This is a genomic window from Microbacterium sp. zg-Y625 (genome assembly GCF_030246925.1).
Taxonomy (GTDB): domain Bacteria; phylum Actinomycetota; class Actinomycetes; order Actinomycetales; family Microbacteriaceae; genus Microbacterium; species Microbacterium jiangjiandongii.
Genome location: NZ_CP126740.1, coordinates 1,192,142 through 1,213,076 on the forward strand (window position 1 = coordinate 1,192,142; position 20,935 = coordinate 1,213,076).

Annotated in this window: 24 protein-coding genes; 13 read left to right on the forward strand and 11 right to left on the reverse strand. The window is 69.2% G+C overall.

The features are described from left to right. The first annotated feature begins 19 nt into the window (after positions 1 to 19). The 5 genes from erpA (at position 20) to QNO14_RS05380 (ending at position 4,436) form a co-directional block, all read left to right on the forward strand. On the forward strand, positions 20 to 385 hold the full coding sequence (gene erpA / locus QNO14_RS05360; protein WP_257495974.1) for an iron-sulfur cluster insertion protein ErpA: 366 nt from the start codon (positions 20 to 22) through the stop codon (positions 383 to 385). Between the two features lie 157 nt (positions 386 to 542). Continuing rightward, on the forward strand, positions 543 to 1,439 hold the full coding sequence (gene ctaC, locus QNO14_RS05365) for an aa3-type cytochrome oxidase subunit II (protein WP_257495975.1): 897 nt from the start codon (positions 543 to 545) through the stop codon (positions 1,437 to 1,439). A 1-nt stretch (position 1,440) separates the two neighbouring features. Beyond that, on the forward strand, positions 1,441 to 3,198 hold the full coding sequence (gene ctaD, locus QNO14_RS05370) for an aa3-type cytochrome oxidase subunit I (RefSeq protein WP_257505853.1): 1,758 nt from the start codon (positions 1,441 to 1,443) through the stop codon (positions 3,196 to 3,198). A 3-nt stretch (positions 3,199 to 3,201) separates the two neighbouring features. Next, the gene (locus tag QNO14_RS05375; RefSeq protein WP_257493750.1) at positions 3,202 to 3,636 is read left to right on the forward strand and encodes a cytochrome c oxidase subunit 4; all 435 of its coding nucleotides are present in this window, start codon (positions 3,202 to 3,204) and stop codon (positions 3,634 to 3,636) included. Between the two features lie 5 nt (positions 3,637 to 3,641). After that, complete coding sequence (locus QNO14_RS05380; RefSeq protein WP_257505855.1) at positions 3,642 to 4,436, forward strand: PP2C family protein-serine/threonine phosphatase; 795 nt, start codon at positions 3,642 to 3,644, stop codon at positions 4,434 to 4,436. Positions 4,437 to 4,453: 17 nt separating this feature from the next. Here QNO14_RS05380 and QNO14_RS05385 read toward each other — a convergent pair whose 3' ends face one another. From QNO14_RS05385 to ctaE, 5 genes are all read right to left on the reverse strand, one after another. Then, on the reverse strand, positions 4,454 to 4,858 hold the full coding sequence (locus tag QNO14_RS05385) for a rhodanese-like domain-containing protein (RefSeq protein ID WP_257505857.1): 405 nt from the start codon (positions 4,856 to 4,858) through the stop codon (positions 4,454 to 4,456). A gap of 137 nt (positions 4,859 to 4,995) precedes the next feature. Continuing rightward, positions 4,996 to 6,819, reverse strand: a complete 1,824-nt coding sequence (gene qcrB, locus QNO14_RS05390; RefSeq protein WP_257493747.1) for a cytochrome bc1 complex cytochrome b subunit — start codon at positions 6,817 to 6,819, stop codon at positions 4,996 to 4,998. Beyond that, positions 6,816 to 7,895, reverse strand: a complete 1,080-nt coding sequence (gene qcrA / locus QNO14_RS05395; RefSeq protein WP_257493745.1) for a cytochrome bc1 complex Rieske iron-sulfur subunit — start codon at positions 7,893 to 7,895, stop codon at positions 6,816 to 6,818. The genes qcrB and qcrA overlap by 4 nt, the downstream gene beginning before the upstream one ends. A 41-nt stretch (positions 7,896 to 7,936) precedes the next feature. Further along, positions 7,937 to 8,737 (reverse strand): cytochrome bc1 complex diheme cytochrome c subunit, encoded by an 801-nt coding sequence (gene qcrC, locus QNO14_RS05400; protein WP_257493744.1) that lies wholly within the window; start codon positions 8,735 to 8,737, stop codon positions 7,937 to 7,939. Between the two features lie 19 nt (positions 8,738 to 8,756). Beyond that, on the reverse strand, positions 8,757 to 9,368 hold the full coding sequence (ctaE, locus tag QNO14_RS05405) for an aa3-type cytochrome oxidase subunit III (protein ID WP_257506057.1): 612 nt from the start codon (positions 9,366 to 9,368) through the stop codon (positions 8,757 to 8,759). 161 nt (positions 9,369 to 9,529) lie between these two features. On the opposite strand from ctaE, the gene trpD reads away from it, so the two are divergent. The 3 genes from trpD to QNO14_RS05420 all read left to right on the forward strand — a co-directional run bounded on the left by trpD (position 9,530) and on the right by QNO14_RS05420 (position 12,236). Continuing rightward, positions 9,530 to 10,591: an anthranilate phosphoribosyltransferase gene (trpD, locus tag QNO14_RS05410; protein ID WP_257493743.1), complete on the forward strand. Its 1,062-nt coding sequence runs from the start codon at positions 9,530 to 9,532 to the stop codon at positions 10,589 to 10,591. A gap of 96 nt (positions 10,592 to 10,687) precedes the next feature. Next, the gene (locus QNO14_RS05415) at positions 10,688 to 11,182 is read left to right on the forward strand and encodes an aromatic ring-opening dioxygenase LigA (RefSeq protein WP_257505859.1); all 495 of its coding nucleotides are present in this window, start codon (positions 10,688 to 10,690) and stop codon (positions 11,180 to 11,182) included. 55 nt (positions 11,183 to 11,237) lie between these two features. Next, positions 11,238 to 12,236, forward strand: a complete 999-nt coding sequence (locus QNO14_RS05420) for a PHP domain-containing protein (RefSeq protein WP_257505860.1) — start codon at positions 11,238 to 11,240, stop codon at positions 12,234 to 12,236. A 102-nt stretch (positions 12,237 to 12,338) separates the two neighbouring features. On the opposite strand, the gene QNO14_RS05425 is transcribed toward QNO14_RS05420, so the two are convergent. Continuing rightward, positions 12,339 to 13,265: a 5'-3' exonuclease gene (locus QNO14_RS05425; RefSeq protein ID WP_257505862.1), complete on the reverse strand. Its 927-nt coding sequence runs from the start codon at positions 13,263 to 13,265 to the stop codon at positions 12,339 to 12,341. Between the two features lie 17 nt (positions 13,266 to 13,282). On the opposite strand from QNO14_RS05425, the gene QNO14_RS05430 reads away from it, so the two are divergent. After that, positions 13,283 to 13,627, forward strand: coding sequence for a hypothetical protein (locus QNO14_RS05430; RefSeq protein WP_285184572.1), 345 nt, complete (start codon positions 13,283 to 13,285; stop codon positions 13,625 to 13,627). Between the two features lie 58 nt (positions 13,628 to 13,685). Here QNO14_RS05430 and QNO14_RS05435 read toward each other — a convergent pair whose 3' ends face one another. The 3 genes from QNO14_RS05435 to QNO14_RS05445 form a co-directional block, all read right to left on the reverse strand. Then, a complete protein-coding gene (locus tag QNO14_RS05435; protein ID WP_257505866.1) occupies positions 13,686 to 14,354 on the reverse strand; it encodes a hypothetical protein in 669 nt (222 codons plus the stop codon). Between the two features lie 92 nt (positions 14,355 to 14,446). After that, entirely contained in the window at positions 14,447 to 14,992 is a 546-nt protein-coding gene (locus tag QNO14_RS05440; RefSeq protein ID WP_257505867.1) for a hypothetical protein, read from the reverse strand. Between the two features lie 65 nt (positions 14,993 to 15,057). After that, positions 15,058 to 15,735: a Pr6Pr family membrane protein gene (locus QNO14_RS05445; RefSeq protein ID WP_257505869.1), complete on the reverse strand. Its 678-nt coding sequence runs from the start codon at positions 15,733 to 15,735 to the stop codon at positions 15,058 to 15,060. Between the two features lie 91 nt (positions 15,736 to 15,826). On the opposite strand from QNO14_RS05445, the gene QNO14_RS05450 reads away from it, so the two are divergent. Further along, positions 15,827 to 16,222, forward strand: a complete 396-nt coding sequence (locus tag QNO14_RS05450) for a YchJ family protein (protein WP_257505870.1) — start codon at positions 15,827 to 15,829, stop codon at positions 16,220 to 16,222. On the opposite strand, the gene QNO14_RS05455 is transcribed toward QNO14_RS05450, so the two are convergent. Continuing rightward, on the reverse strand, positions 16,206 to 17,228 hold the full coding sequence (locus tag QNO14_RS05455) for an FUSC family protein (RefSeq protein WP_257505872.1): 1,023 nt from the start codon (positions 17,226 to 17,228) through the stop codon (positions 16,206 to 16,208). The two genes, QNO14_RS05450 and QNO14_RS05455, sit on opposite strands and share 17 nt — an antisense overlap. A gap of 58 nt (positions 17,229 to 17,286) precedes the next feature. After that, positions 17,287 to 18,201, reverse strand: a complete 915-nt coding sequence (locus tag QNO14_RS05460) for a VOC family protein (protein ID WP_257505874.1) — start codon at positions 18,199 to 18,201, stop codon at positions 17,287 to 17,289. Positions 18,202 to 18,356: 155 nt separating this feature from the next. On the opposite strand from QNO14_RS05460, the gene QNO14_RS05465 reads away from it, so the two are divergent. From QNO14_RS05465 to QNO14_RS05475, 3 genes are read left to right on the forward strand one after another with little or no spacing between them, the layout of a single operon-like run. Beyond that, positions 18,357 to 19,820, forward strand: coding sequence for an APC family permease (locus QNO14_RS05465; RefSeq protein ID WP_257505876.1), 1,464 nt, complete (start codon positions 18,357 to 18,359; stop codon positions 19,818 to 19,820). 53 nt (positions 19,821 to 19,873) lie between these two features. Then, positions 19,874 to 20,521, forward strand: coding sequence for an NAD(P)H-binding protein (locus tag QNO14_RS05470; RefSeq protein ID WP_257505878.1), 648 nt, complete (start codon positions 19,874 to 19,876; stop codon positions 20,519 to 20,521). Next, positions 20,518 to 20,886, forward strand: coding sequence for a TraR/DksA family transcriptional regulator (locus tag QNO14_RS05475; RefSeq protein WP_257493728.1), 369 nt, complete (start codon positions 20,518 to 20,520; stop codon positions 20,884 to 20,886). The genes QNO14_RS05470 and QNO14_RS05475 overlap by 4 nt, the downstream gene beginning before the upstream one ends. Positions 20,887 to 20,935: the final 49 nt, after the last annotated feature.

Sequence of the window (20,935 nt, forward strand, 5' to 3'; positions counted from 1 at the left end):
CCGACCCAGGGGAGACCCCATGACCGACACCGCACAGCCTGTCGCCGAGGTCGTCCGCGACCACGGCGTCTCGCTCACCGACGCCGCCGCCGCCAAGGTCAAGAGCCTGCTCGACCAGGAGGGCCGCGACGACCTGCGCCTGCGCGTGGCCGTGCAGCCGGGCGGCTGCTCGGGCCTGATCTACCAGCTCTACTTCGACGAGCGCTACCTCGACGGCGACAAGACCGTCGACTTCGACGGGGTCGAGGTGATCGTCGACGACATGAGCGTGCCGTACCTCGACGGCGCCACGATCGACTTCAAGGACACCATCTCGGAGCAGGGGTTCACCATCGACAACCCCAACGCGGCAGGCAGCTGCGCGTGCGGCGACAGCTTCCACTGATCTGAAGGTTTCCCGGCCTTTCGTCCGGCGGTTCCGGCGCTGATCAGCGCGGGAAAACCGCCGGACGACGCGTTTGCGGACCTGGATGGTTGGCCTGAATCCGGTGTGACGTTGCCCTAGACTTAGCTGGTCATACCCGCGTCCGGAAAGGTGCACCGTGCGATCAAAACGCCGCCTACGCTGGGCCGCCATCCCGTTGGGAGCAGCCACTGCAGTCACGCTGGCTGCGTGCTCCCCGACGGAGCTGAACGGCTATCTCCCCGGCTTCGAGGAGGGCGGCGCTCCGGCGACCGACCGGGTCGAAATGGTCTCCGGGCTGTGGACCACCTCGTGGATCGTGCTCCTTGTGGTCGGCATCGTCACCTGGGGTCTCATGGGGTGGGCCGCCATCGCTTATCGCCGCCGTCGCGGCCAGACGGGCCTGCCCGTGCAGATGCGGTACAACATGCCCATCGAGATCCTGTACACGGTCATCCCGCTGATCCTCGTCGTCGGGTTCTTCGCCTTCACGGCCCGTGACCAGTCGATCCTCGAGACGCAGTACGACGACCCCGACGTCTCGATCACCGCGATCGGCAAGCAGTGGTCGTGGGACTTCCAGTACAACCCCGAGAACGGCGACGCCGACGACGCCGTCTGGACGATGGGCGTGCAGGCCGAAGCCAACGAGAAGGGCGACATCGACCAGGCCGCGCTTCCGACGCTGTACCTGCCGGTCGACCAGACCGTGAAGATCCACCTGCAGTCGCGCGACGTCATCCACTCGTTCTGGATCATCGACTTCCTTTACAAGAAGGACATGTACATCGGCAAGGACAACTACTGGTCCTTCACGCCGACCCGTGAAGGCACCTATGCCGGCAAGTGCGCCGAGCTCTGCGGCGAGTACCACTCGATGATGCTCTTCAACGTCGAGGTCGTCAGCGAGGACGAGTACGAGGAGTACCTCGAGACGCTGCGCGACGCCGGCCAGACCGGTGACATCAACGACGCCTACGATCGCCTGCAGAACCTGCCGGGCAACAAGGCCGGCGAGGCCGAGGGAGACCACTGAGATGGCGACGACACTCGAGGGCACGGGACAGGCCCGACCCACCACCCTTCCCCCGCGTCAGGCGGCTCTGCTGAGCTCGTCGCGCGTGGAGCAGAAGGGCAACCTGATCGTCAAGTGGATCACCTCCACTGACCACAAGACCATCGGGTACATGTACCTGATCTCGTCGGTGCTGTTCTTCCTGCTCGGCGGCGTCATGGCGCTGATCATCCGCGCGGAGCTGTTCGAGCCCGGCATGCAGGTCGTGCCGACGATGGAGCAGTACAACCAGCTGTTCACGATGCACGGCACGATCATGCTGCTGATGTTCGCGACGCCGCTGTTCGCGGGCTTCGCGAATGCGATCCTGCCGCTGCAGATCGGCGCCCCGGACGTGGCGTTCCCGCGCCTGAACGCCTTCGCGTTCTGGCTCTTCCTCTTCGGCTCGCTCATCGCGATCTCGGGCTTCCTCACCCCGCAGGGTGCGGCATCGTTCGGCTGGTTCGCCTACCAGCCCCTCGCCAACGCGAGCTTCACCCCCGGCGCCGGCGGCAACCTGTGGATGCTGGGCCTGGGCATGAGCGGCTTCGGCACGATCCTCGGTGCGGTGAACTTCATCACCACCATCGTCACGATGCGCGCCCCGGGTATGACGATGTGGCGCATGCCGATCTTCACCTGGAACACGCTCATCACGAGCATCCTGATCCTCATGGCGTTCCCGGTGCTGGCGGCAGCCATCCTGTCGGCGGCGTCGGACCGTGTGCTCGGGTCGCACATCTTCGATCCGCAGAACGGTGGGGTGCTGCTGTGGCAGCACTTGTTCTGGTTCTTCGGTCACCCCGAGGTGTACATCATCGCGCTGCCGTTCTTCGGCATCGTGTCGGAGATCTTCCCGGTGTTCAGCCGCAAGCCGATCTTCGGGTACAAGACCCTGGTGTACGCCACGATCGCGATCGCCGCGCTGTCGGTGGCGGTGTGGGCGCACCACATGTATGTCACCGGTGCGGTGCTGCTGCCGTTCTTCGCGTTGATGACGATGCTGATCGCGGTGCCGACAGGGGTGAAGATCTTCAACTGGATCGGCACCATGTGGCGAGGGTCATTGACGTTCGAGACGCCGATGGTGTTCGCTCTGGGGTTCCTGGTGTCGTTCGTCTTCGGTGGTCTGACCGGTGTGATCCTGGCGTCGCCGCCGCTGGACTTCCACCTCTCTGACTCGTACTTCGTGGTCGCGCACTTCCACTACGTGGTGTTCGGCACAGTCGTGTTCGCGATGTTCGCCGGGTTCTACTTCTGGTGGCCGAAGTGGACCGGCCGCATGCTCAACGAGCGCCTGGGCTACGTGCACTTCTGGATGCTGTTCGTCGGCTTCCACCTCACCTTCCTCGTGCAGCACTGGCTGGGTGTCGACGGCATGGTGCGTCGCTACGCCGACTACTCCGCTGCGGACGGCTGGACCTGGGAGAACCAGATCTCCACGGTGGGTGCGATGATCCTCGGTGCTTCGATGATCCCGTTCCTGTTCAACGTGTGGATCACCGCGCGCAAGGCGCCGAAGGTGACGGTCAACGACCCGTGGGGTTACGGTGGTTCGCTGGAGTGGGCCACGAGCTGCCCGCCGCCGCGCCACAACTTCACCTCGATCCCGCGCATCCGCAGCGAGCGCCCGGCGTTCGACGTCAACCACCCCGAGGCGGCCGTGCCGGTCGGCGTGGGACCTGCCAAGGACGCGCCCGATGCTCCGGTTGTCGATGTCTCCGAGGGAGAGGTCAAGTAAGCGATGAAGACCAACGTCAACCTCTGGTGGCTTCTCGCGGGCTTCTTCCTGCTGGTCGCGATCGTCTACACCTGGTGGAACATCATCGCCTACCCGGAGCTCGCCTGGTACCAGGCGATCGAGTGGGTCGGCACCGTGGCGCTGTTCTTCTCGGTCTTCATGGCCGCACTCATCGGCTTCTACGTCAGCCGTGTGCACAAGGCGCAGGGCGGCGAGCTGCCCGAGGACATCCTCACGGCGGACATCGACGACGGGGACCCCGAGATGGGTGAGTTCAGCCCGTGGTCGTGGTGGCCGATCGTGCTGGCCTTCTCCGCGGCACTGGCCATGATCGGCTTCGCCGTCGGCACCTTCATGATCCCGATCGGCCTTGCCGTCTTCGTCATCGCCATCGTGGGCTGGGTGTTCGAGTACTACCGCGGGTACTTCGCTCGCTGAGCATCATGCCCGCTCGACTGAGGGCCGCCGCCGTCTCGGACGTCGGCGAGTTCCGCGCCGTCAACCAGGATGCCGCTTTCGCGGCATCCTGGGGGGCGGGCGTTGCGGACGGCGTCGGTGGGGGACCGGCGGGGGATCTCGCATCGGCCGCGCTCCTGCACCGTCTCGCTGCCGGCTCGCCCGAGACGCGTGACGCGGAGCACCTGGCATCCCGCATCCGCTGGGCGAACTGGGACATCGGCGCGCACACGCGACGGGACCCCGCGCTGGTGGGCATGGCCACGACCCTCACCGGCCTGTGGTTCGGGGGATCGGGAGAGCTCCTCCTCGCCCACACCGGCGACTCCCGCGCCTACCTGCTGCGGGACGGGCTGCTGAGCCGCCAGACGCGCGATGACTCGCTCGTGCAGGCCCTCGTCGACCAGGGGCTCCTCAGCGCCGAGGAAGCGGCCGTGCACCCGCGGCGGAACGTCATCACCGCCTCGCTCAGCGGGGACGATGAAGACACCGTCAGTGTGGCCCGCGTGGACGCCGTGCACGGGGATCGCTGGCTGCTGTGCAGCGACGGAGTGAGCGACTACGTTCCCCACGACGAGCTGGAGCGGCTCCTCGTCCTCGCGCCGACACCTGAGCGTGCCGCGGACTGGGTGGTGCGGGTCGCGCTCGACGCCGGCACCCGCGACAACGCGACGGCCGTCGTGTGCGACATCGTCCCGGCGCCCGAGCGGGTCTCGCCCGAGGCACCCGTGTTCGTCGGCGCTGCGGCCGCCCGCTTTCTCGAGGGCCTCGACAGCGCCTGAGGCCGGCTCCCGGTCTGCTACCGCACCACCATGGTGAGCGGGTCGAACCGGCGCGGCAGCGGGCCGCTGTCGTCCTCCGTCGGCAGGCCTTCGCGGGCCCAGTACTCGTACCCGCCGATCATCTCCCGCACGTCGTAGCCGGCCGTGGCGAAGGCCAGGGCTGCCTTGGCGCCGGCGTTGCATCCGGGGCCCCAGCAGTAGACGACCACGGGCGTGGCCCGATCGATCTCCGCGGCAGCGCGGGCGGTGATCTCACGGTGGGGCAGGTGCACGGCTCCGGTGACACGTCCCCGGTCCCACGCCGCCTCGCTGCGCACGTCGACGAGCGTCATCGTCCTGCCCGCACGCTGGGCCTCGTGAACGTCGCTCGGGTCGGTCTCATGGCGGAGCTTCGCGGAGAAGTAGGTGGCGGCATCCATCATCGAGTCACCGTACCGCGCTCCGCGAGGAGCACAGGGCGTCGCGGGAGGACGAAGAGCGCAGGAATCCTGCCCTGTTCCCCGGACGAACGAGAAGGGCCCCGGCGCGTCATACGCCGGGGCCCTTCTCATGTCAGAACTCAGGAGTCCTTCTTGTCCTTCTTGTCGTCGCCCTCGTCGGGGATGATCACGTTCGACGGGCGCACGGCCGTCTCGCTGTTGTGACCGTCATCGATCGGGTGCAGGGGAGCGTCGGGGACGCCGGCGCGCTCGTGGGCGCCCTGAAGCTCCGCGGCCTCCTCTTCCTGCATGTGGTCGAGGGAGTGGTGCTGGTGAGCCAGCGCCGCGTCGAGCTCCGCCTGGGTGAGCGGGGTCAGGCGGTCCTCGAAGAACCACCGTGACAGCGAGGCGCGCAGGTTCTCGTGCCACGGGATGCGTCCCTTGGCGTTGGGCCGCACCACCAGCGGCGCGTTGGTCTCGACGTCGACGAGCTTGACGCGCTCGTACTCGTCGACCGGCTGGTGCACCTCGATGTACTCGCCGCCCGGGAGGCGGACGATGCGACCGGACTCGTAGCCGTGCAGCACGATCTCGCGGTCCTTCTTCTGCAGCGCGAGACAGATGCGCTTGGTGACGAAGTAGGCGACGATCGGCCCGACGATGAGCAGCGTCTGCAGGGCGTGGATGACGCCCTCCATCGTGAGGAAGAAGTGCGTGGCGATAAGGTCGGAGGATGCCGCAGCCCACAGCACCGCGTAGAACGTGACACCGGCCGCGCCGATGGCGGTGCGGGTGGCGGCGTTGCGCGGACGCTGCGCGATGTGGTGCTCGCGCTTGTCGCCGGTGATCCACGCCTCGATGAAGGGGTAGATGGCGACCAGCAGGATGAAGACGACGAGCACACCGAGCGGCAGCAGGATGTTCCACGACCACGTGCGGTCGAGGAAGACCGTCTCCAGGTGCGGCGGCACCAGACGCAGGGCGCCGTCGGCGAAGCCGATGTACCAGTCGGGCTGCGTTCCCGCAGACACCGGCGACGGGTCGTAGGGGCCGTAGTTCCACACCGGGTTGATGGTGAACAGCGACGCGATCAGCACGATCACACCGAACGTGATGAAGAAGAAGCCGCCCATCTTCGACATGTAGACCGGCACCATCGGGTAGCCGACGACATTGCTGTTCGTGCGGCCGGGGCCGGCGAACTGCGTGTGCTTGTTCACGATCATGAGCATGAGGTGAAGCGCGAGCAGCGCCACCAGGATCGCCGGGAGCAGCAGGATGTGCAGCGTGTAGAGGCGCCCCACGATGTCGACGCCGGGGAACTCGCCGCCGAAGAGCAGGAACGACGTCCAGGTGCCGATCAGCGGGATGCCCTTGACCATGCCGTCGATGATGCGCAGGCCGTTGCCCGAGAGCAGGTCGTCGGGGAGCGAGTAGCCGGTGAAGCCCTCACCCATCGCGAGGACGAACAGCACGAAGCCGATCACCCAGTTGAGCTCGCGCGGCTTGCGGAACGCGCCGGTGAAGAAGACGCGCAGCATGTGCACGCCGATGCCGGCGACGAAGACGAGGGCCGCCCAGTGGTGGATCTGACGCACCAGCAGACCGCCGCGGATGTCGAACGAGATCCGCAGGGTGGACTCCATGGCTGCCGACATCGGGATGCCGCGCATCGCCTCGTACGCGCCGTAGTAGTGCGTCTCGACCATCGAGGCCTGGAAGAAGAACGTCAGGAACGTGCCGGAGAGCAGCACGACGACGAAGCTCCACAGGGCGATCTCGCCCAGCATGAACGACCAGTGGTCCGGGAAGATCTTGCGTCCCAGCTCCTTGACGAGGCCCGAGATGCTCGTGCGCTCATCGAGATAGTTCGCCGCCCCCGCGACGAAGCGCCCGCCGAGGGGCTTCTCGTCGGAGTTCTTCGACCTCTCGGTCGTCTCCTCAGTGACAGTTGCGGTGCTCAATGACGCTCCCAGAAGCTCGGGCCGACCGGCTCGGTGAAGTCGCTGCGTGCGATGAGGTAGCCCTCGTCGTCGACGGTGATCGGCAGCTGCGGCAGCGGACGTGCAGCGGGGCCGAAGATGACCGCCGCGCCATCGGACACGTCGAACTGCGACTGGTGACAGGGGCACAGCAGATGGTGGGTCTGCTGCTCGTACAGGGCGACGGGGCAGCCGACGTGCGTGCACACCTTGGAGTAGGCGACGATGCCGTCGTACGACCAGTCCTTGCGGTCCTCGGCCTCTTTCAGCTGCTCGGGGAGCAGGCGCACGGCCAGGACGATCGCCTTGGCCTTCTCCTCGAGGTAGCCGTCGTGGTGGCTCAGCGAGGCGAGCGACTCGGGGATCACCTGCACGACCGACCCGAGGGTCAGGTCGGCGGCACGGATGGGCAGGCCGCTCGGGTCGTGCGCCAGGCGCTCGCCCTTCTTCCACATGGTGTGGCTGAGCAGGTACACCGGGTCGCCGGCGTGGGGGTGCTCGGGCGTGCTTTCCGGGGCGAGGCCGCGGAACAGCGTGATGCCCGGAACGACGGATGCCACGACCGCGGCGATCAGCGAGTTGCGGATCATGGTGCGGCGGCCGAACCCGGACTCCTCGTTGGCCTCGCGGAACACCTCGACGGCGGCTTCACGTGTCGTGTCGCGGCCACGGGTGGCGTGACGCGGCTCGATGAACTCCTTGTCGGACATGATCGCCTTGGACCAGTGGATGGCGCCGACGCCGATCGCGAGCAGGGCCAGGCCGATGCCGAGTCCGATGAAGAGGTTGTTGTTGCGGATGTCGATGAGCTGCCCGCTCTCGATCGGGAAGATCATGTAGGCGGCGACCGCCCAGATGCTCCCGGCGAGGGACAGGTAGAACAGGGTGTACACCGTGCGCTCGGCCCGCTTCATCGCGGCGGGATCCTTGTCGGTGATGCGTGCGCGGTGCGGCGGCAGACCGGGGTTGTGCACGGGGTCGGATACCGCGACCGCGAGCCCCGGGGAGGGCTTCCAGGAAGCCCTCTCGTGCTCGAGCGCGTCGTCCTCGTGTGTCATGGTGCTCCTCGTGCGTTCCGTGATGCTGTGTCAGTGATCGATCAGTTCGACTTCGCCGTGATCCACACGGTGAGAGCGATCAAACCGCCGATACCGAAGATCCAGATGAACAGACCCTCCGAAACGGGGCCGAGCGAGCCGAGGTTGAAGCCGCCGGGCGACGGGCTCTCCTGCATGTACATCAGCGCGGAGATGATGTCGCGCTTCTCCTCCGTGGTGAGGGTCAGGTCGTTGAAGACCGGCATGTTCTGCGGGCCCGTCACCATGGCGGCGTAGATGTGCAGTGCGCTGGTGTCGGTGAGCGGCGGGGCGTACTTGCCCTCGGTGAGGGCGCCGCCGGCGGCCGCCACGTTGTGGCACATCGCGCAGTTGATGCGGAAGAGCTCGGCGCCTGCGGAGACATCGCCCTCGCCGTCGAGGACGTGCGCGTCGGGGTAGCTGGGGCCGGGGGCGACGGACTGCGTGTACGCCGCGATCGCCTCGATCTGCTCCTGCGTGAACTGCACCGGCTTCTGCGGGGCCTGCGGGCCCTGCATCTGCAGCGGCATGCGGCCCGTAGCCACCTGGAACTCCACCGAGAGCTCGCCGACGCCGTACAGCGAGGGTCCGTTCGCGGAGCCCTGCAGGTCGAGCCCGTGGCAGGTGGCGCAGTTGGCCTGGAACAGCTTCTTGCCGTCCTCGACCGTGAGCGCGGACGTCACCGTCTGCGGCTCGGAGGCGGCAACGGCTGCGGAGGCTCCCGCGTAGACGCCGCCGGTGACGAGAAGACCGATGCCGATGAGGGCTGCGGCGGCCCAGGGGCTGCGGCGGCCGTTCGTGCGGCGAGGAGTGTGTCGTGCCATGTGCTTTCTCAGCTCGCTCTCAGCCCACGAAGGGCAGCAGATAGATGACGGCGAACAGGACGATCCACACGACGTCGACGAAGTGCCAGTAGTAGGACACGACGATCGCGGTGGTCATCTCCTTGCGCCCGAAGTTCTTCACCGCGTAGGCGCGCCCGATGACCATCAGGAACGCGATCAGGCCGCCGGTGACGTGCAGGGCGTGGAAGCCGGTCGTGATGTAGAAGGCCGAGGCGTATGCGTCGGCGCTGATCGGCAGGCCCTCGGCGACGAGCGTCGCGTACTCCCAGACCTGGCCGGAGACGAACACCGCGCCCATGATGAAGGTGAGGAAGAACCACTCGGTCATGCCCCACTTGCGCACGTTCCAGAAGCTGCCGGTGCGGTAGGACTGGAAGCGCTCGGCGGCGAAGACGCCGGCCTGGCAGGTGAAGGACGACAGCACGAGGATGAACGTGTTGATCGCGGCGAAGGGGACGTTCAGGACCTCGCTCCGCGCGGCGAACAGCTCCGGCGAGGTGCTGCGCAGCGTGAAGAAGATCGCGAACAGGCCCGCGAAGAACATGACCTCGCTGCCGAGCCAGACAATGGTGCCGACGGCGACCGGGTCAGGTCGCTTGACCGACCGCATGGCCTGGGGATAGGTCGTTGGAGAGCTCGTCACACATTCATTATGGCTGAAAGTCGGCCTCAAGTTTCCCATCGGAGCGCTGATGATCGGCTGGGTGAAGTGCGTCCACCCTCAGAGCCCGCCGAGAATTCGCTGATCCGCGCCCGATAGGATCGGTCCCCATGGCGGAGCTCTACTCGTGGCCCGAAATCCTCACCACTCTCCTTGACGCGCGCGACCTCAGCGTGTCGGAGTCGACGTGGGCGATGCGGCAGGTGATGACGGGCGCCGCGACGCCTTCCCAGCTGGCCGGCTTCCTGGTGGCGCTGCGCGCCAAGGGAGAGACGATCGACGAGATCGTCGGGTTCCGCGACGCGATCCTCGAAGCGGCCGTTCCGCTCCCGGTGCCCTCGCAGGTGCTCGACATCGTCGGGACCGGCGGTGACCGCTTCGGCACGGTCAACGTGTCGACGATGTCCGCGATCGTGGCCGCGGCGTCGGGGGTCCCCGTCGTCAAGCACGGGAACAAGGCGGCCAGTTCGAAGTCCGGCTCGTCCGACGTGTTGCGCGCGCTCGGCGTGGATCTGTCGCTGTCGCCGGACGCCGTCGCGCAGACGCTGCAGCGGACAGGCATCACCTTCGCGTTCGCGTCGGCGTTCCACCCCGGCTTCCGTCATGCCGGCGCCACCCGCGGGGAACTCGGGGTGCCCACCGTGTTCAACTTCCTGGGGCCCCTGTGCAACCCCGCCCGCGCCGAGGCGAACGCGGTCGGCGTGGCGCAGCTGGACCGCGTCCCGCTCATCACCGGTGTCTTCCGCACCCGTGGGGCGACCGCCCTCGTGTTCCGCGGCGACGACGGCCTGGACGAGCTGACGACCACCGGTCACAGCCGGCTCTGGGAGATCAGCCTGGGCGACGTCCACGAGCACGACCTGGACCCGCGCGATCTCGGCATCCCGCTTGCGGACATCGACGACCTGCTGGGCGGTGAACCCGAGCACAACGCGGCCGTGGTGCGTCGGGTGCTCGACGGCGAGCCTGGTCCGGTGCGCGACATCGTGCTGCTCAACACCGCCGCCGGCATCGTGTCCTACCGGCTGTCGCTGGATCCGGCGCAGGCGCAGCGTCCGATACTCGAGCGACTGGCGGAGGCGAAGGATGCCGCGGCAGCCGCGATCGACGACGGATCCGCCGCCGCGACGCTGTCGGCATGGGTGGAGGCGACGCAGCAGCTCGCCGGCTGAGCAGGGGCGTTTCTTTATTCACGGCGGTGGTGTGTCGGGGCGGGGGCTGCCCCCGCTAGGTTGAGGGAACACCCCGATCACAAGGAGCACCCCCGCATGTCGGAAGCACCGGCCACCACGGCCGACACCATCCAATCGCCCACCCGCAAGGTCGGCCTGATCAAGGCCGCCGGCATCATCGGCATCCTGGGCGGTGTGGCACTGATCATCGTCGGCATCGTCGTCTGGGTCATGGTTTCCTCGCAGCTGCGTGCCGAGAACATCACCGTCCCCGATGACGCGATGGCCTTCCAGGGTCAGACCGTCGCCGGACCCTTCACCGCATTCGTGCAGGCGGACATCATCCAGCAGCACGCCCTGCACTCCTCGGAGGGCAAGACCTACGCCGAGCTCGATCAGGACGACCCCGTGCGCGCCACGATGATGAACGCGTCGTTCCTGCGGGCGTCGTTGTTCACCTCGGTCGTGTCGTTCGGCGTCGCTGCCTTCGCCATGGGCATGGGTGTGCTGTCGATCATCTTCGGCTGGGCGATCCATCGCCTCGCCTCTGTTCCCGTCGTCGTGAAGCGGTCGTCGATCACGACTTCCTGAGCCTTCTGACGCCACGGGCCCGCACCACTTCGGTGCGGGCCCGTACTCTGTCGCCATGCATCCGTACGACGCCCTGAGTGAGATCGCATCGCTGCTGGAGCGCGAGCGCGCCTCCCGGTACCGGTCGAAGGCGTTCCGCGCCGCCGCGGCGGCGATCGAGGGCCTCGACGACGCGCAGCTGAGCGACACCGCGGCACTGCGTCGGCGCAAGGGCATCGGGGAGTCGACCTTCGCGGTGATCCAGCAGGCGCTGGCGGGGGAGGTGCCCGCCTACCTCGTCGAGCTGCGCGAGAGCGCCGGGGTCGCGCCGGTCGGCTCGGACCTCCGCGCCCGTCTGCGCGGCGACCTGCACAGCCACTCCGACTGGTCGGACGGACTCACCTCGATCGACCTCATGGCCGAGGCCGCGCGTGCGCTCGGTCACGAGTACCTCGCTCTCACCGACCACTCGCCACGCCTCCGGGTCGCCAACGGGCTGTCTCCGCAGCGGCTGCGCGAACAGCTGGCGCTGCTTCCGGCGTTCAGCGGCGACGGGTTCACGCTGCTCAGCGGGATCGAGGTCGACATCCTCGACGACGGCGCGCTCGACCAGCAGGAGGAGCTGCTGGATGAGCTGGACGTCGTCGTGGCATCCGCGCACTCGAAGCTGCGGATGGACCGGGGCCCGATGACGCGCCGCCTCGTCGCGGCGGTGCAGAACCCGCATGTCGACGTGCTGGGCCACGTCACCGGGCGCCTCGTCGAGGGTTCGCGCGGGACCCGCCCGCAGTCCCAGTTCGATGCCGCCGCGGTGTTCGCGGCCTGCGCCGAGAATCGGGTGGCGGTGGAGATCAACTCCCGCCCCGAACGGCAGGACCCGCCCGACGAGCTCATCGCGCTGGCCCTCGACGCCGGGTGCCTCTTCTCGATCGACTCCGATGCGCACGCGCCGGGACAGCTGTCGCTCATCGACCACGGCGCCGCGCGCGCCGAGCGTGCCGGCGTGCCCGTCGAGCGGATCGTGACCTCCTGGCCGCTGGCCCGGCTGCGGGAGTGGACGGCGCGCCGGCGCTGACGTGCGTTGCGGGCGTGGCCCCGGGTCCCACGTCGCCGCGAGACACCACTTTCCTGATGAGACACCGCGCACGGCGGTGTTTCCCATCCGAAACGTGGTTTCTCAGCCGCGGGTGGCCAGCGCGTCCAACGCCCGCTTCATCGAGGTGCCGAGGCCCCAGCGCTCGGCGAAGGACTCCGCGGCGGCGCGCGTGGCGGCATCCGGCGCCCCAAGACGGGAGCTCGGCTGCTCGATATCGAGATCGGTGACCACCTTGACCACGGTGGGGGCGACGTCGAGGTAGTCGGCGGCCGCGAGGATGCGGCTCGCGACCGTGGCGGACATTCCGTCACCAGAGACGGCGGCGGCGCGGATGCCGTCGAGGTCGCCGTGCGCGGCGAGCAGGGTCGCCGCGGTCTTCTCGCCGATCCCGGCGACTCCGGGGAGGCCGTCGGATGCGTCGCCGCGCAGCGTGGCGTAGTCGGCGTACTGCGTGGGCAGGATGCGGTACTTCGCCACGACCGTCGCGTCGGTGACGACCTCGAGGTTGCTCATGCCGCGGGCGGTGTAGATCACCCGCACGTCGCGGGCGTTGTCGACGAGCTGGAAGAGGTCGCGGTCGCCGGTGACGATGTCGACCGGCATGGTCGCACCGGTCGCGAGGGTGCCGATGACGTCGTCGGCCTCGTGGTCGGCCCGCCCGACGACGGGGATGCCGAGCAGCGCGAGGGCCTCGCGGATCACCGGGATCTGCGCCTGCAGCGGGTCGGGAACTTCTTCGACGTCGGGCGCACCCGGCACGACCTCCGCGACGCGGTGGGTCTTGTAGGTCGGGATGAGGTCGACGCGCCACTGCGGCCGCCAGTCGTCGTCCCAGCAGGCGACCATGTCGGTCGGGTCATAGGTCGTCGTCAGCTTCGCGATCATGTCGAGCAGCCCGCGGACGGCGTTGACGGGCGTGCCGTCGGGGGCGCGCACCTTGTCGGGCACCCCGTAGAACGCCCGGAAGTAGAGGGACGCGGTGTCGAGGAGCATGAGGCGATCAGACATCCGAGTTCTCTCCTTCGGTGGTACCCGACGCGGCAGGATCGGCGAGCGCCTGCGGTGGTACCTGGTCGGGCATGCCCCATCCTGCCGTGTTCGCCCTCTGCTTCGCTGGCGGCGGGGTCCGCGTGTACATTGTCGCCATGTTCATGTCGACGATCACCTTCCGAACCGCCGTCGGCATGGTCGCCCTCTATGCTCTCGCAGCCGTCTCGGGGGCGATGATCCTCGTCAGGCACATGGCCAACGGTCGCGACGGGTTCGGGATCATCACCGGTGCGGCAATCCTCTGCGTTTTCAGCTTCCTTGCCGTCCGATACGCGCGCATTGCCTCCCGGCTGCGGCGCGAGTCGCCGTCGGAGGGATAGTCGGGCGCTGGGCGCTTCGTCGGAGCGGTACCGCCGTCGGCGCGGACGGACGTCGTCGTCAGCACCCGGGCCCGGTCGGGTCCTCCAGGCAGGTGCGGTCCACGAGCGCCGTGTGCACCTCGACGACGCGCACGCCGTACCCGCCGGTCGTCGATTCGACGAACCCGGGAACGTCGCGCCACGAGCCGGTGCCGAAATCGACGGATGCCGAATAGCGCACCGTGACCGAGGCTGCGTAGTCGCCGCGCTCGCCGTAGGCGTGGCTGGTGGCGGTGGCGGTGAACTGCGCCTGACCGAGCGTCGGCCAGGTCGCCCCACCGGTCGACGAGGTGCGGCTCGAGCCGTCGCCGTAGTGGAACACGAACGCGGCGGGCACGAAGCGCACCACCACGGGGTGGTCGAACAGCTCGCCGGCGATGTGCTGCTCCGTCGCACTCGCCACGAAGTTGGCGGGCATGCCGCGCACCGCGACCCCGTCGGGTTCCGCCGTGAACGTCGGGCGCGCCGGTGTGAACGCCGCGAGGTCGCTGATCGTGACCTCGGGGGGAGCCCAGACCTGATAGCCGCCGCGGCAGCCGACGACCGGGTTACAGACCGGGGCCGGTGCGGGCTGGCCGGTTCCCGGTGCGACTGCGTCGTCGCTGTTGTCCCTGCCGCCGCCACCACCGTGGCCACCACCCGCGGTGTAGTCCGCGCCCAGCTCCACCGAGGAGCCGGTGTTCTGCACCGAGCAGGACGTCCAGTTGACTGCTCCCGTACACCTATCGTTTTGCACGGGGACGGTCCCGATCGACAGTAGAACCATCGCGGCACCCACGATTAGGTAGCGCACCGGGGGTCCTCTATGGCTGAGCTGGAAGCGATCCTCAGTGACGTTGCGGTGTCTTTCGAATGGACGAAGGTAAGTTCCAGCGCGTAGACGTCTTGGCGCTCCGGGCTGACCATTGAGCCACCCGAATCGTCCACGACTGTCACCCGGCTAACGTCGCTGCAAGCCAGGGCCGTAACGAGGGTGTCGGCGTCCGGGGAATACGTCGTTGGGAAGAAGCGCGTCGTGACCGTCTGGCCCGAAACCGTCCATTGGTCCGCGTGCATCTGAGACAGCGCCTCTCTTTCCCCCGCATTCGCCTCCCCCGTGGTCCACGCGTACACCGCCTCGAACGTGTCGGGGTCGCTGAGGTCCACCTGGTTCAGAGCCTCGACGTAGGCGCGGTAGGTTTCCTCGGCGGCGGCGAACGCCTCGGCCTCCGAAGCGAAGCCCGTGGCTGTGGGGGTGGGCGTCGGCTCGGGCTCCGGCGCGCACGCGGTCAGACCCAGCACAAGCAGGACCGAGGTGACTGCCCCGATCGCGCCCCGTGCCCTCATGCGCACACGTTATCGCGCACCGCTCACGCGGCATCCGGTTATCCACAGCGGCGAGAGCCGCGGGGTCAGCCGCGCACGACCACCCCACGCAGCCGGCCGCCGATCGCGGCCGACAGGCGGTCCAGTCCAATGACGGCGGCGGCGATGACCGCGATCACCATGACGACCTGGGCCATTCCGAGCACCGCGCCGCCGAGACCCAGCTCGTCGACGTTGAGGAACGGGTAGGGGAATCGGTCGGCGATGGTGGGGAAGGCGATCGCGCGGGAGAGCGTCACGATCGCGTAGGCGGCGGGGTAGATCAGCCACAGCAGGCCGTCGCGCCAGCGCACCGCTCGGCGGGGGCCGAACATCACCCAGTCCACCAGCACCATCCCCGGAACGACGTAGTGCAAGAGGAACAGCGACTGGTTCGCCAGCGCCTGGGCCGGATCGGCGGCCATGAGCCCGGGCAGCGGGCTCGCCCCTTCGTTGAGCAGCACGTGGGAGACGAGGGCGGTCGTGAGGATCCACGTCGTCACCGCGCCCCGCAACCGCGGGGCGGGGGCGTCCGGGATGCCGCGGCGCACCATCCAGTACAGCGCGCCGGCGTAGTACGCGAAGACGATCACGTTGCTCTGGATCGTGAAGAAGACGAGCCGATGATTGCCGCTGGACAGGCCCAGCAGGCCCACCGCGACGATGGCGGCGCGCCACCAGAACTGCGCGGTGCCCCAGATGCGCGGTCGGGGCGCTGCAGTCACGGTGTTCCTCTCGTCGGCGTGCCACGGTCGTGCGCCTGAACGCTAGGCGGGAGCCGTCGCGGTGTCAAAGCGGTGCGAGACTGGCAGCACCATGCGTGACGACCACCCCTGCCCGTGCGGAAGCGGGGCCGCCTTCGCAGACTGCTGCGGACGCCACCTCGCCGGCGTGCCGGCGCCGACGCCCGAGGCGCTCATGCGCTCGCGGTACACCGCGTTCGTCGTGGGCGACGCCGCCTACCTCGAGCAGACCTGGCACCCGGGCACCCGACCGGAGCGCCTGGACCTCGACCCCGCTCTGCGCTGGCGAGGGCTGGAGATCCTCGACACCGAGGCCGGCGCCAAGCGCGGCTACGTGGAGTTCCGCGCGCACTGGAGCGAGGGCCCGACCCGCGGAGTGCTGCATGAGCGCAGCCGCTTCGTGTGGCAGAGCGGGCGCTGGTGGTACCTCGACGGTGTCATCGACCCGCCGGTCACAGCGGAGCCGTGATGGCTTCGTGCACGCGGCGCAGGTCCACCAGGATCGATCCGATCAGCACCCAGTTCGTCGTCGACGGCGTCTGGATCTGAAGGGGCCGGGTGAGGGCCGGCTCCTCGTCCTCCACGAGCTCGCCGGGTGCGCTCGTCAGCAGCCGCAGGTCGTGCGCGGCCCGGCGCAGCTGCTCGGCGATCGCAGGGGACGACGGCTCGTCGACGAGGCCACCGCCGCCATACTCGCGCACCGCGCGGGTCATGCCGATCACCTGCGTGACGATGCCGGAGAACCTCTCGAGCAGGTCCTGCAGGTGGTCGATCTGTGGACGGAAATGCGGCGCGCGGGGGTTGAGGGCGAGCGCGTCGGTGGAGGTGGACAGTGCGCTCTCCGCGGCATCCCGCATGGGGCGCAACAGCCGAGCCGTCAGCAGCATCTCCTCCAGTTCGGCCGTGGTGCGCCGTGACGTGAAGGCGTCCGCGAGTCGGTCCAGTGTCGCGGCCGTCTCGAGGCCCAGGGCATCCACGCGATCGAGCGCTCCGGTGGCGTGCACGGGGGGCGCCAGAAGCACGCTCACCGCGAGTCCCAGGGCCGCGCCGATGATCGTCTCGACCACGCGCGCTCCCGCGTAGCCGGGTGTCGACACGCCGAGGGCCAGCACCAGCACGGAGCTGATCACCGTCTGGTTGCTGACGCCGGGCGTCATCCGCAGTACCCAGCCGAACACCAGCGACGTGACGACCGCCGCCGGCACCACCCAGGCCTGCGTGCCGAACGCCAGACCGAGGGCTGAACCGATCGCGACTCCGGCGATGACGCCGACGGTGCGCTCAATCGCCTTGGCAGCCGACTGGTTCGGGCTCGGCTGCACGACCAGCAGCGCGGCGATCGCCGCGAACACCGGCGGGGGGCCCCCGAGCAGGGCGCCCGCGACGACCCACGCGAGCACGGTGGCGAGCGCCGACTTGACCACCTGCAGCAGGGGCAGCCGGCGATCGGCGCGGATCGCGGCGGTCAGGGCCATGCGGTCCACGCTAGGCCGTGGGTCGGCACCGCGTCAGTGCCCGGGCCGGGCAAACCCGTCAGCGCTGCAGCACCTCGTCGGGGGAGGGGTCGGGGAGGGCGACCGTGACCTGCGTGCCCCAGGGATCGACAGCGCGCACCGACCTGCCGTCGCCGTCGTGGGCGATGCCGTGGCCGCGCAGCCGCGCGGTCAGGGCGTCGAGCTCCTCGCGGTGGGGGACGGTGATCGACACATCCCCCAGGCCCAGGGCCGCCGCGCGCGGACCGGCGCCGCGGCTGTTCCACGTGTTCATCGCGATGTGGTGGTGGTATCCGCCGGCGGCGGCGAAGAGCGCCCCGGGGTAGGCGCTCTGCGTGGCCTCGAACCCGAGTGCGTCGACGTAGAACGCTCGGGCAGTGGCGATGTCGCCGACCTGCAGGTGCACATGGCCCACGGCGCCGGCACGAGACGGGCCCGCATCCAGTGCCTCCTGCGTGAGGTGGCGGCGGAGGTACTCGTTCGGGTCGAGGGCGAGGACGTCCATCTGGATCTGACCGGCGACGTGCACCCATTCCGCGCGGTCGCGGTCGGTGTAGAGCTCCACGCCGTTGCCCTCGGGGTCGGTGAAGTAAAACGCCTCGCTCACCAGATGGTCCGCCGAGCCGGTGAAGCGGCTGCGGGGATGCTGCGCGGCGCGGTACACCGTCGCGGCCAGCGCTTCGGCGTCGTCGAAGAGGAACGCGGTGTGGAAGAGGCCCGCCTCGCGCGGACCGGCCTGCGGCAGATCCGGGGTGTGGACGAGCCGCACGAGCGGAGTGGATCCGCGCCCGAGCACCCGGTGCACCTCGCGTCCCCGGACGCTCTCCACGAGGGGCTCCATCGCGAACGCGTGGGTGTAATAGCCGCTCATCGCCTCGAGGTCCGCGACGCGCAGGCTCACCGCGCCCATCGCCGCATGGGGGTGCAGCACTCTGTCGTCGGTTGCCGTGCTCATGGGGTCTCCTGCAGTCGGGGTCAGCGGATCCAACCGCGCCGACATCGGTGGCATTCCCGCGATGCCGCCGCGACGGCGTCCCGCCGCCCCCGGACGCGGCGCCATAACACCGCGGCTTACAATAGATGGTTGTCCACCGCACAGAAGGAGATCGGATGCCGGCTCGTCAGAGCGCGATGCGTGCGCTGTTCCGGCGCAAGCCGATCACCCCGCAGAGCGAGGACTCCGCCACGGGGCTCGTCCGGCGCTTGGGCACCTTTCAACTGGCGATGCTCGGCGTTGGCGCGACGATCGGCACCGGCGTCTTCTTCGTCATGCACGAGTCCGTGCCGCTGGCAGGCCCCGCCGTGCTGCTCTCGTTCGTCATCGCCGCGATCGCCGCGGGCCTGTCGGCCGTCTGCTACGCCGAGATGGCCTCCGCCGTACCGATCTCGGGATCGACGTACTCCTATGCCTACGTCACCCTGGGCGAAATCGTCGCGATGGGGGTCGCTGCCTGCCTGATGCTGGAGTACGGCGTCTCGGCTGCGGCGGTGTCGTCGGGCTGGAGCGGCTACCTCGACCACCTGCTCGCCGCGGTGTTCGGCTGGCACCTGCCGCCGGAGCTCATGACGGGTCCGCTCGAGGGCGGCGTCGTCAACCTTCCGGCTGTCGTGCTCGTGGCCATGTGCGCCGTGCTGCTCGTGCGCGGCACGCGGGAATCCGCGGTCGTCAACACGATCATGGTGGTGATCAAGGTGGCGGTGCTCCTGATGTTCGCCGCAATCGCCATCACCGCCTTCCGCGTGGACCACTTCGCCGAGTTCGCCCCGCACGGGGCGGTGGGGGTGACCGCGGCCGCCGGCACCATCTTCTTCACCTTCATCGGCTTGGATGCCGTGTCGACGGCGGGTGACGAGGTGCGCGACCCGCAGCGCTCGCTGCCGCGGGCGATCCTCATCGCGCTCGCCGTCGTCGTCTCGGTGTACCTGCTCGTCGCGGTCGCGGCGGTGGGTGCGCAGCCGTGGGGCGATTTCAGCGAGCCGGCACAGCAGAGCGCCGGCCTCGCCGTCATCCTCGCGGACGTGCTGGGCGCATCGTGGCCGGCGACGCTGCTGGCGGCTGGGGCCGTCGTGTCGATCTTCTCGGTCACCCTGGTGATCCTCTTCGGGCAGACGCGCATCCTCTACTCGATCGGCCGCGACGGGCTCATCCCGAAGGCGTTCGCGCGGGTGGACCCGCGCACGCGGACTCCCGTCTTCTCCACGGTCGTGGTGTCGGCCGCGGTCGCGGTGCTGGCGGGGCTGGTGCCGCTGACGAGCCTGTGGGACCTGGTCTCGATGGGGACGCTCGTCGCCTTCATCGTCGTCTCGGTGGGCGTCATGGTGCTGCGTCGCACCCGGCCCGACCTGCCGCGCGCGTTCCGGGTGCCGGGTTACCCCGTCACGCCGGTGCTGTCGATCGCCGCGTGCCTGTACCTCATCGCCGGCCTCGGATGGTCGACGTATGTGTGGTTCGCCGGATGGGTGGCGGTCGTGCTGGCCTTCTACCTGCTGTGGGGCAGGCATCACAGCAGGTTGGCGGCACGCGGCGCGGATAGTACCGCGACGCCCGAGTCGCAGGGCGCACCGGCCCTCTGACGGCCTCGGGGCGCTAGCGTGGGGAGCCGTCCCGTTCCCAAAAGGAGTTCCACATGGCACGCACCCTGATCATCGGCGGACACGGCAAGGTCGCCCTGAATCTGGAGCCGATCCTCGCCGAGCGCGGCGACACCGTCACCGCGGTCATCCGCAACGCCGACCACGAGGCGGACGTCGTCGCCGCCGGCGCACAGGCGGTCGTGGCCGATGTGGCGTCACTCGACCTGGACCAGCTCACCAACCTGGTTTCGGGCAACGATGTCGTGGTGTGGGCGGCCGGTGCGGGCGGCGGCTCCGCCGAGCGCACCTACGCCGTCGACCGCGACGCCGCCATCAGGGCGATCGACGCCGCCGTCGCCGGGGGAGTGCCCCGGTTCGTCATGGTCTCGTGGATCGGTTCGCGCGCCGACCATGGCATCGACCCCGGCGACGGGTTCTTCCCCTACGCGGAGGCGAAGTGGGCGGCCGACGAGCATCTGCAGGCCAGCGGCCTGGACTGGACGATCGTCGCGCCCGGCGCCCTGACGCTGGACCCCCCGACGGGCCGCATCTCGCTGGACCCCCAGGGCGACGCAGCGGTGTCGCGCCCCGACGTCGCCGCCGTCATCGCGGCATCCCTCGTCGAGCCGGCGACCGTCGGGCGCACCGTGCGCTTCGGCAACGGCGAGGTGCCGATCGCCGACGCGCTGCGCGGCCTGTGACCGATCGCGCGGCCGCGCTGCGCTCGCTGGAAGACGAGCTCGAGCACCGTCGGCGCGAGGTCGACGCGCGCATCGCGCGGTTCGACCACGACGATGCGATGCTGCGGCGCGACCGCGCGGACGGCACGGCCGACGACGAGCACGACCCGGAGGGCTCGACGCTGAGCGGAGAGTGGACACAGGTGCAGGCGCTGCGACGCGCTGCCCTGGCCGAGCGGGCCGAGCTCGACGCCGCGCGCGAGCGGGTGGCGCAGGGGACCTACGGAGTGTGCATATCGTGCGGGGCGGAGATCCCGGTCGCGCGCCTGCAGGCGCGGCCGGCGGCGGACCGCTGCGTCGTGTGCGCCGCGTCCGTCCCGCGCTGACGGCACCGGGGAGCCTCGCGGCGCACCGCTGTTCTCTGGTATCCTGAAG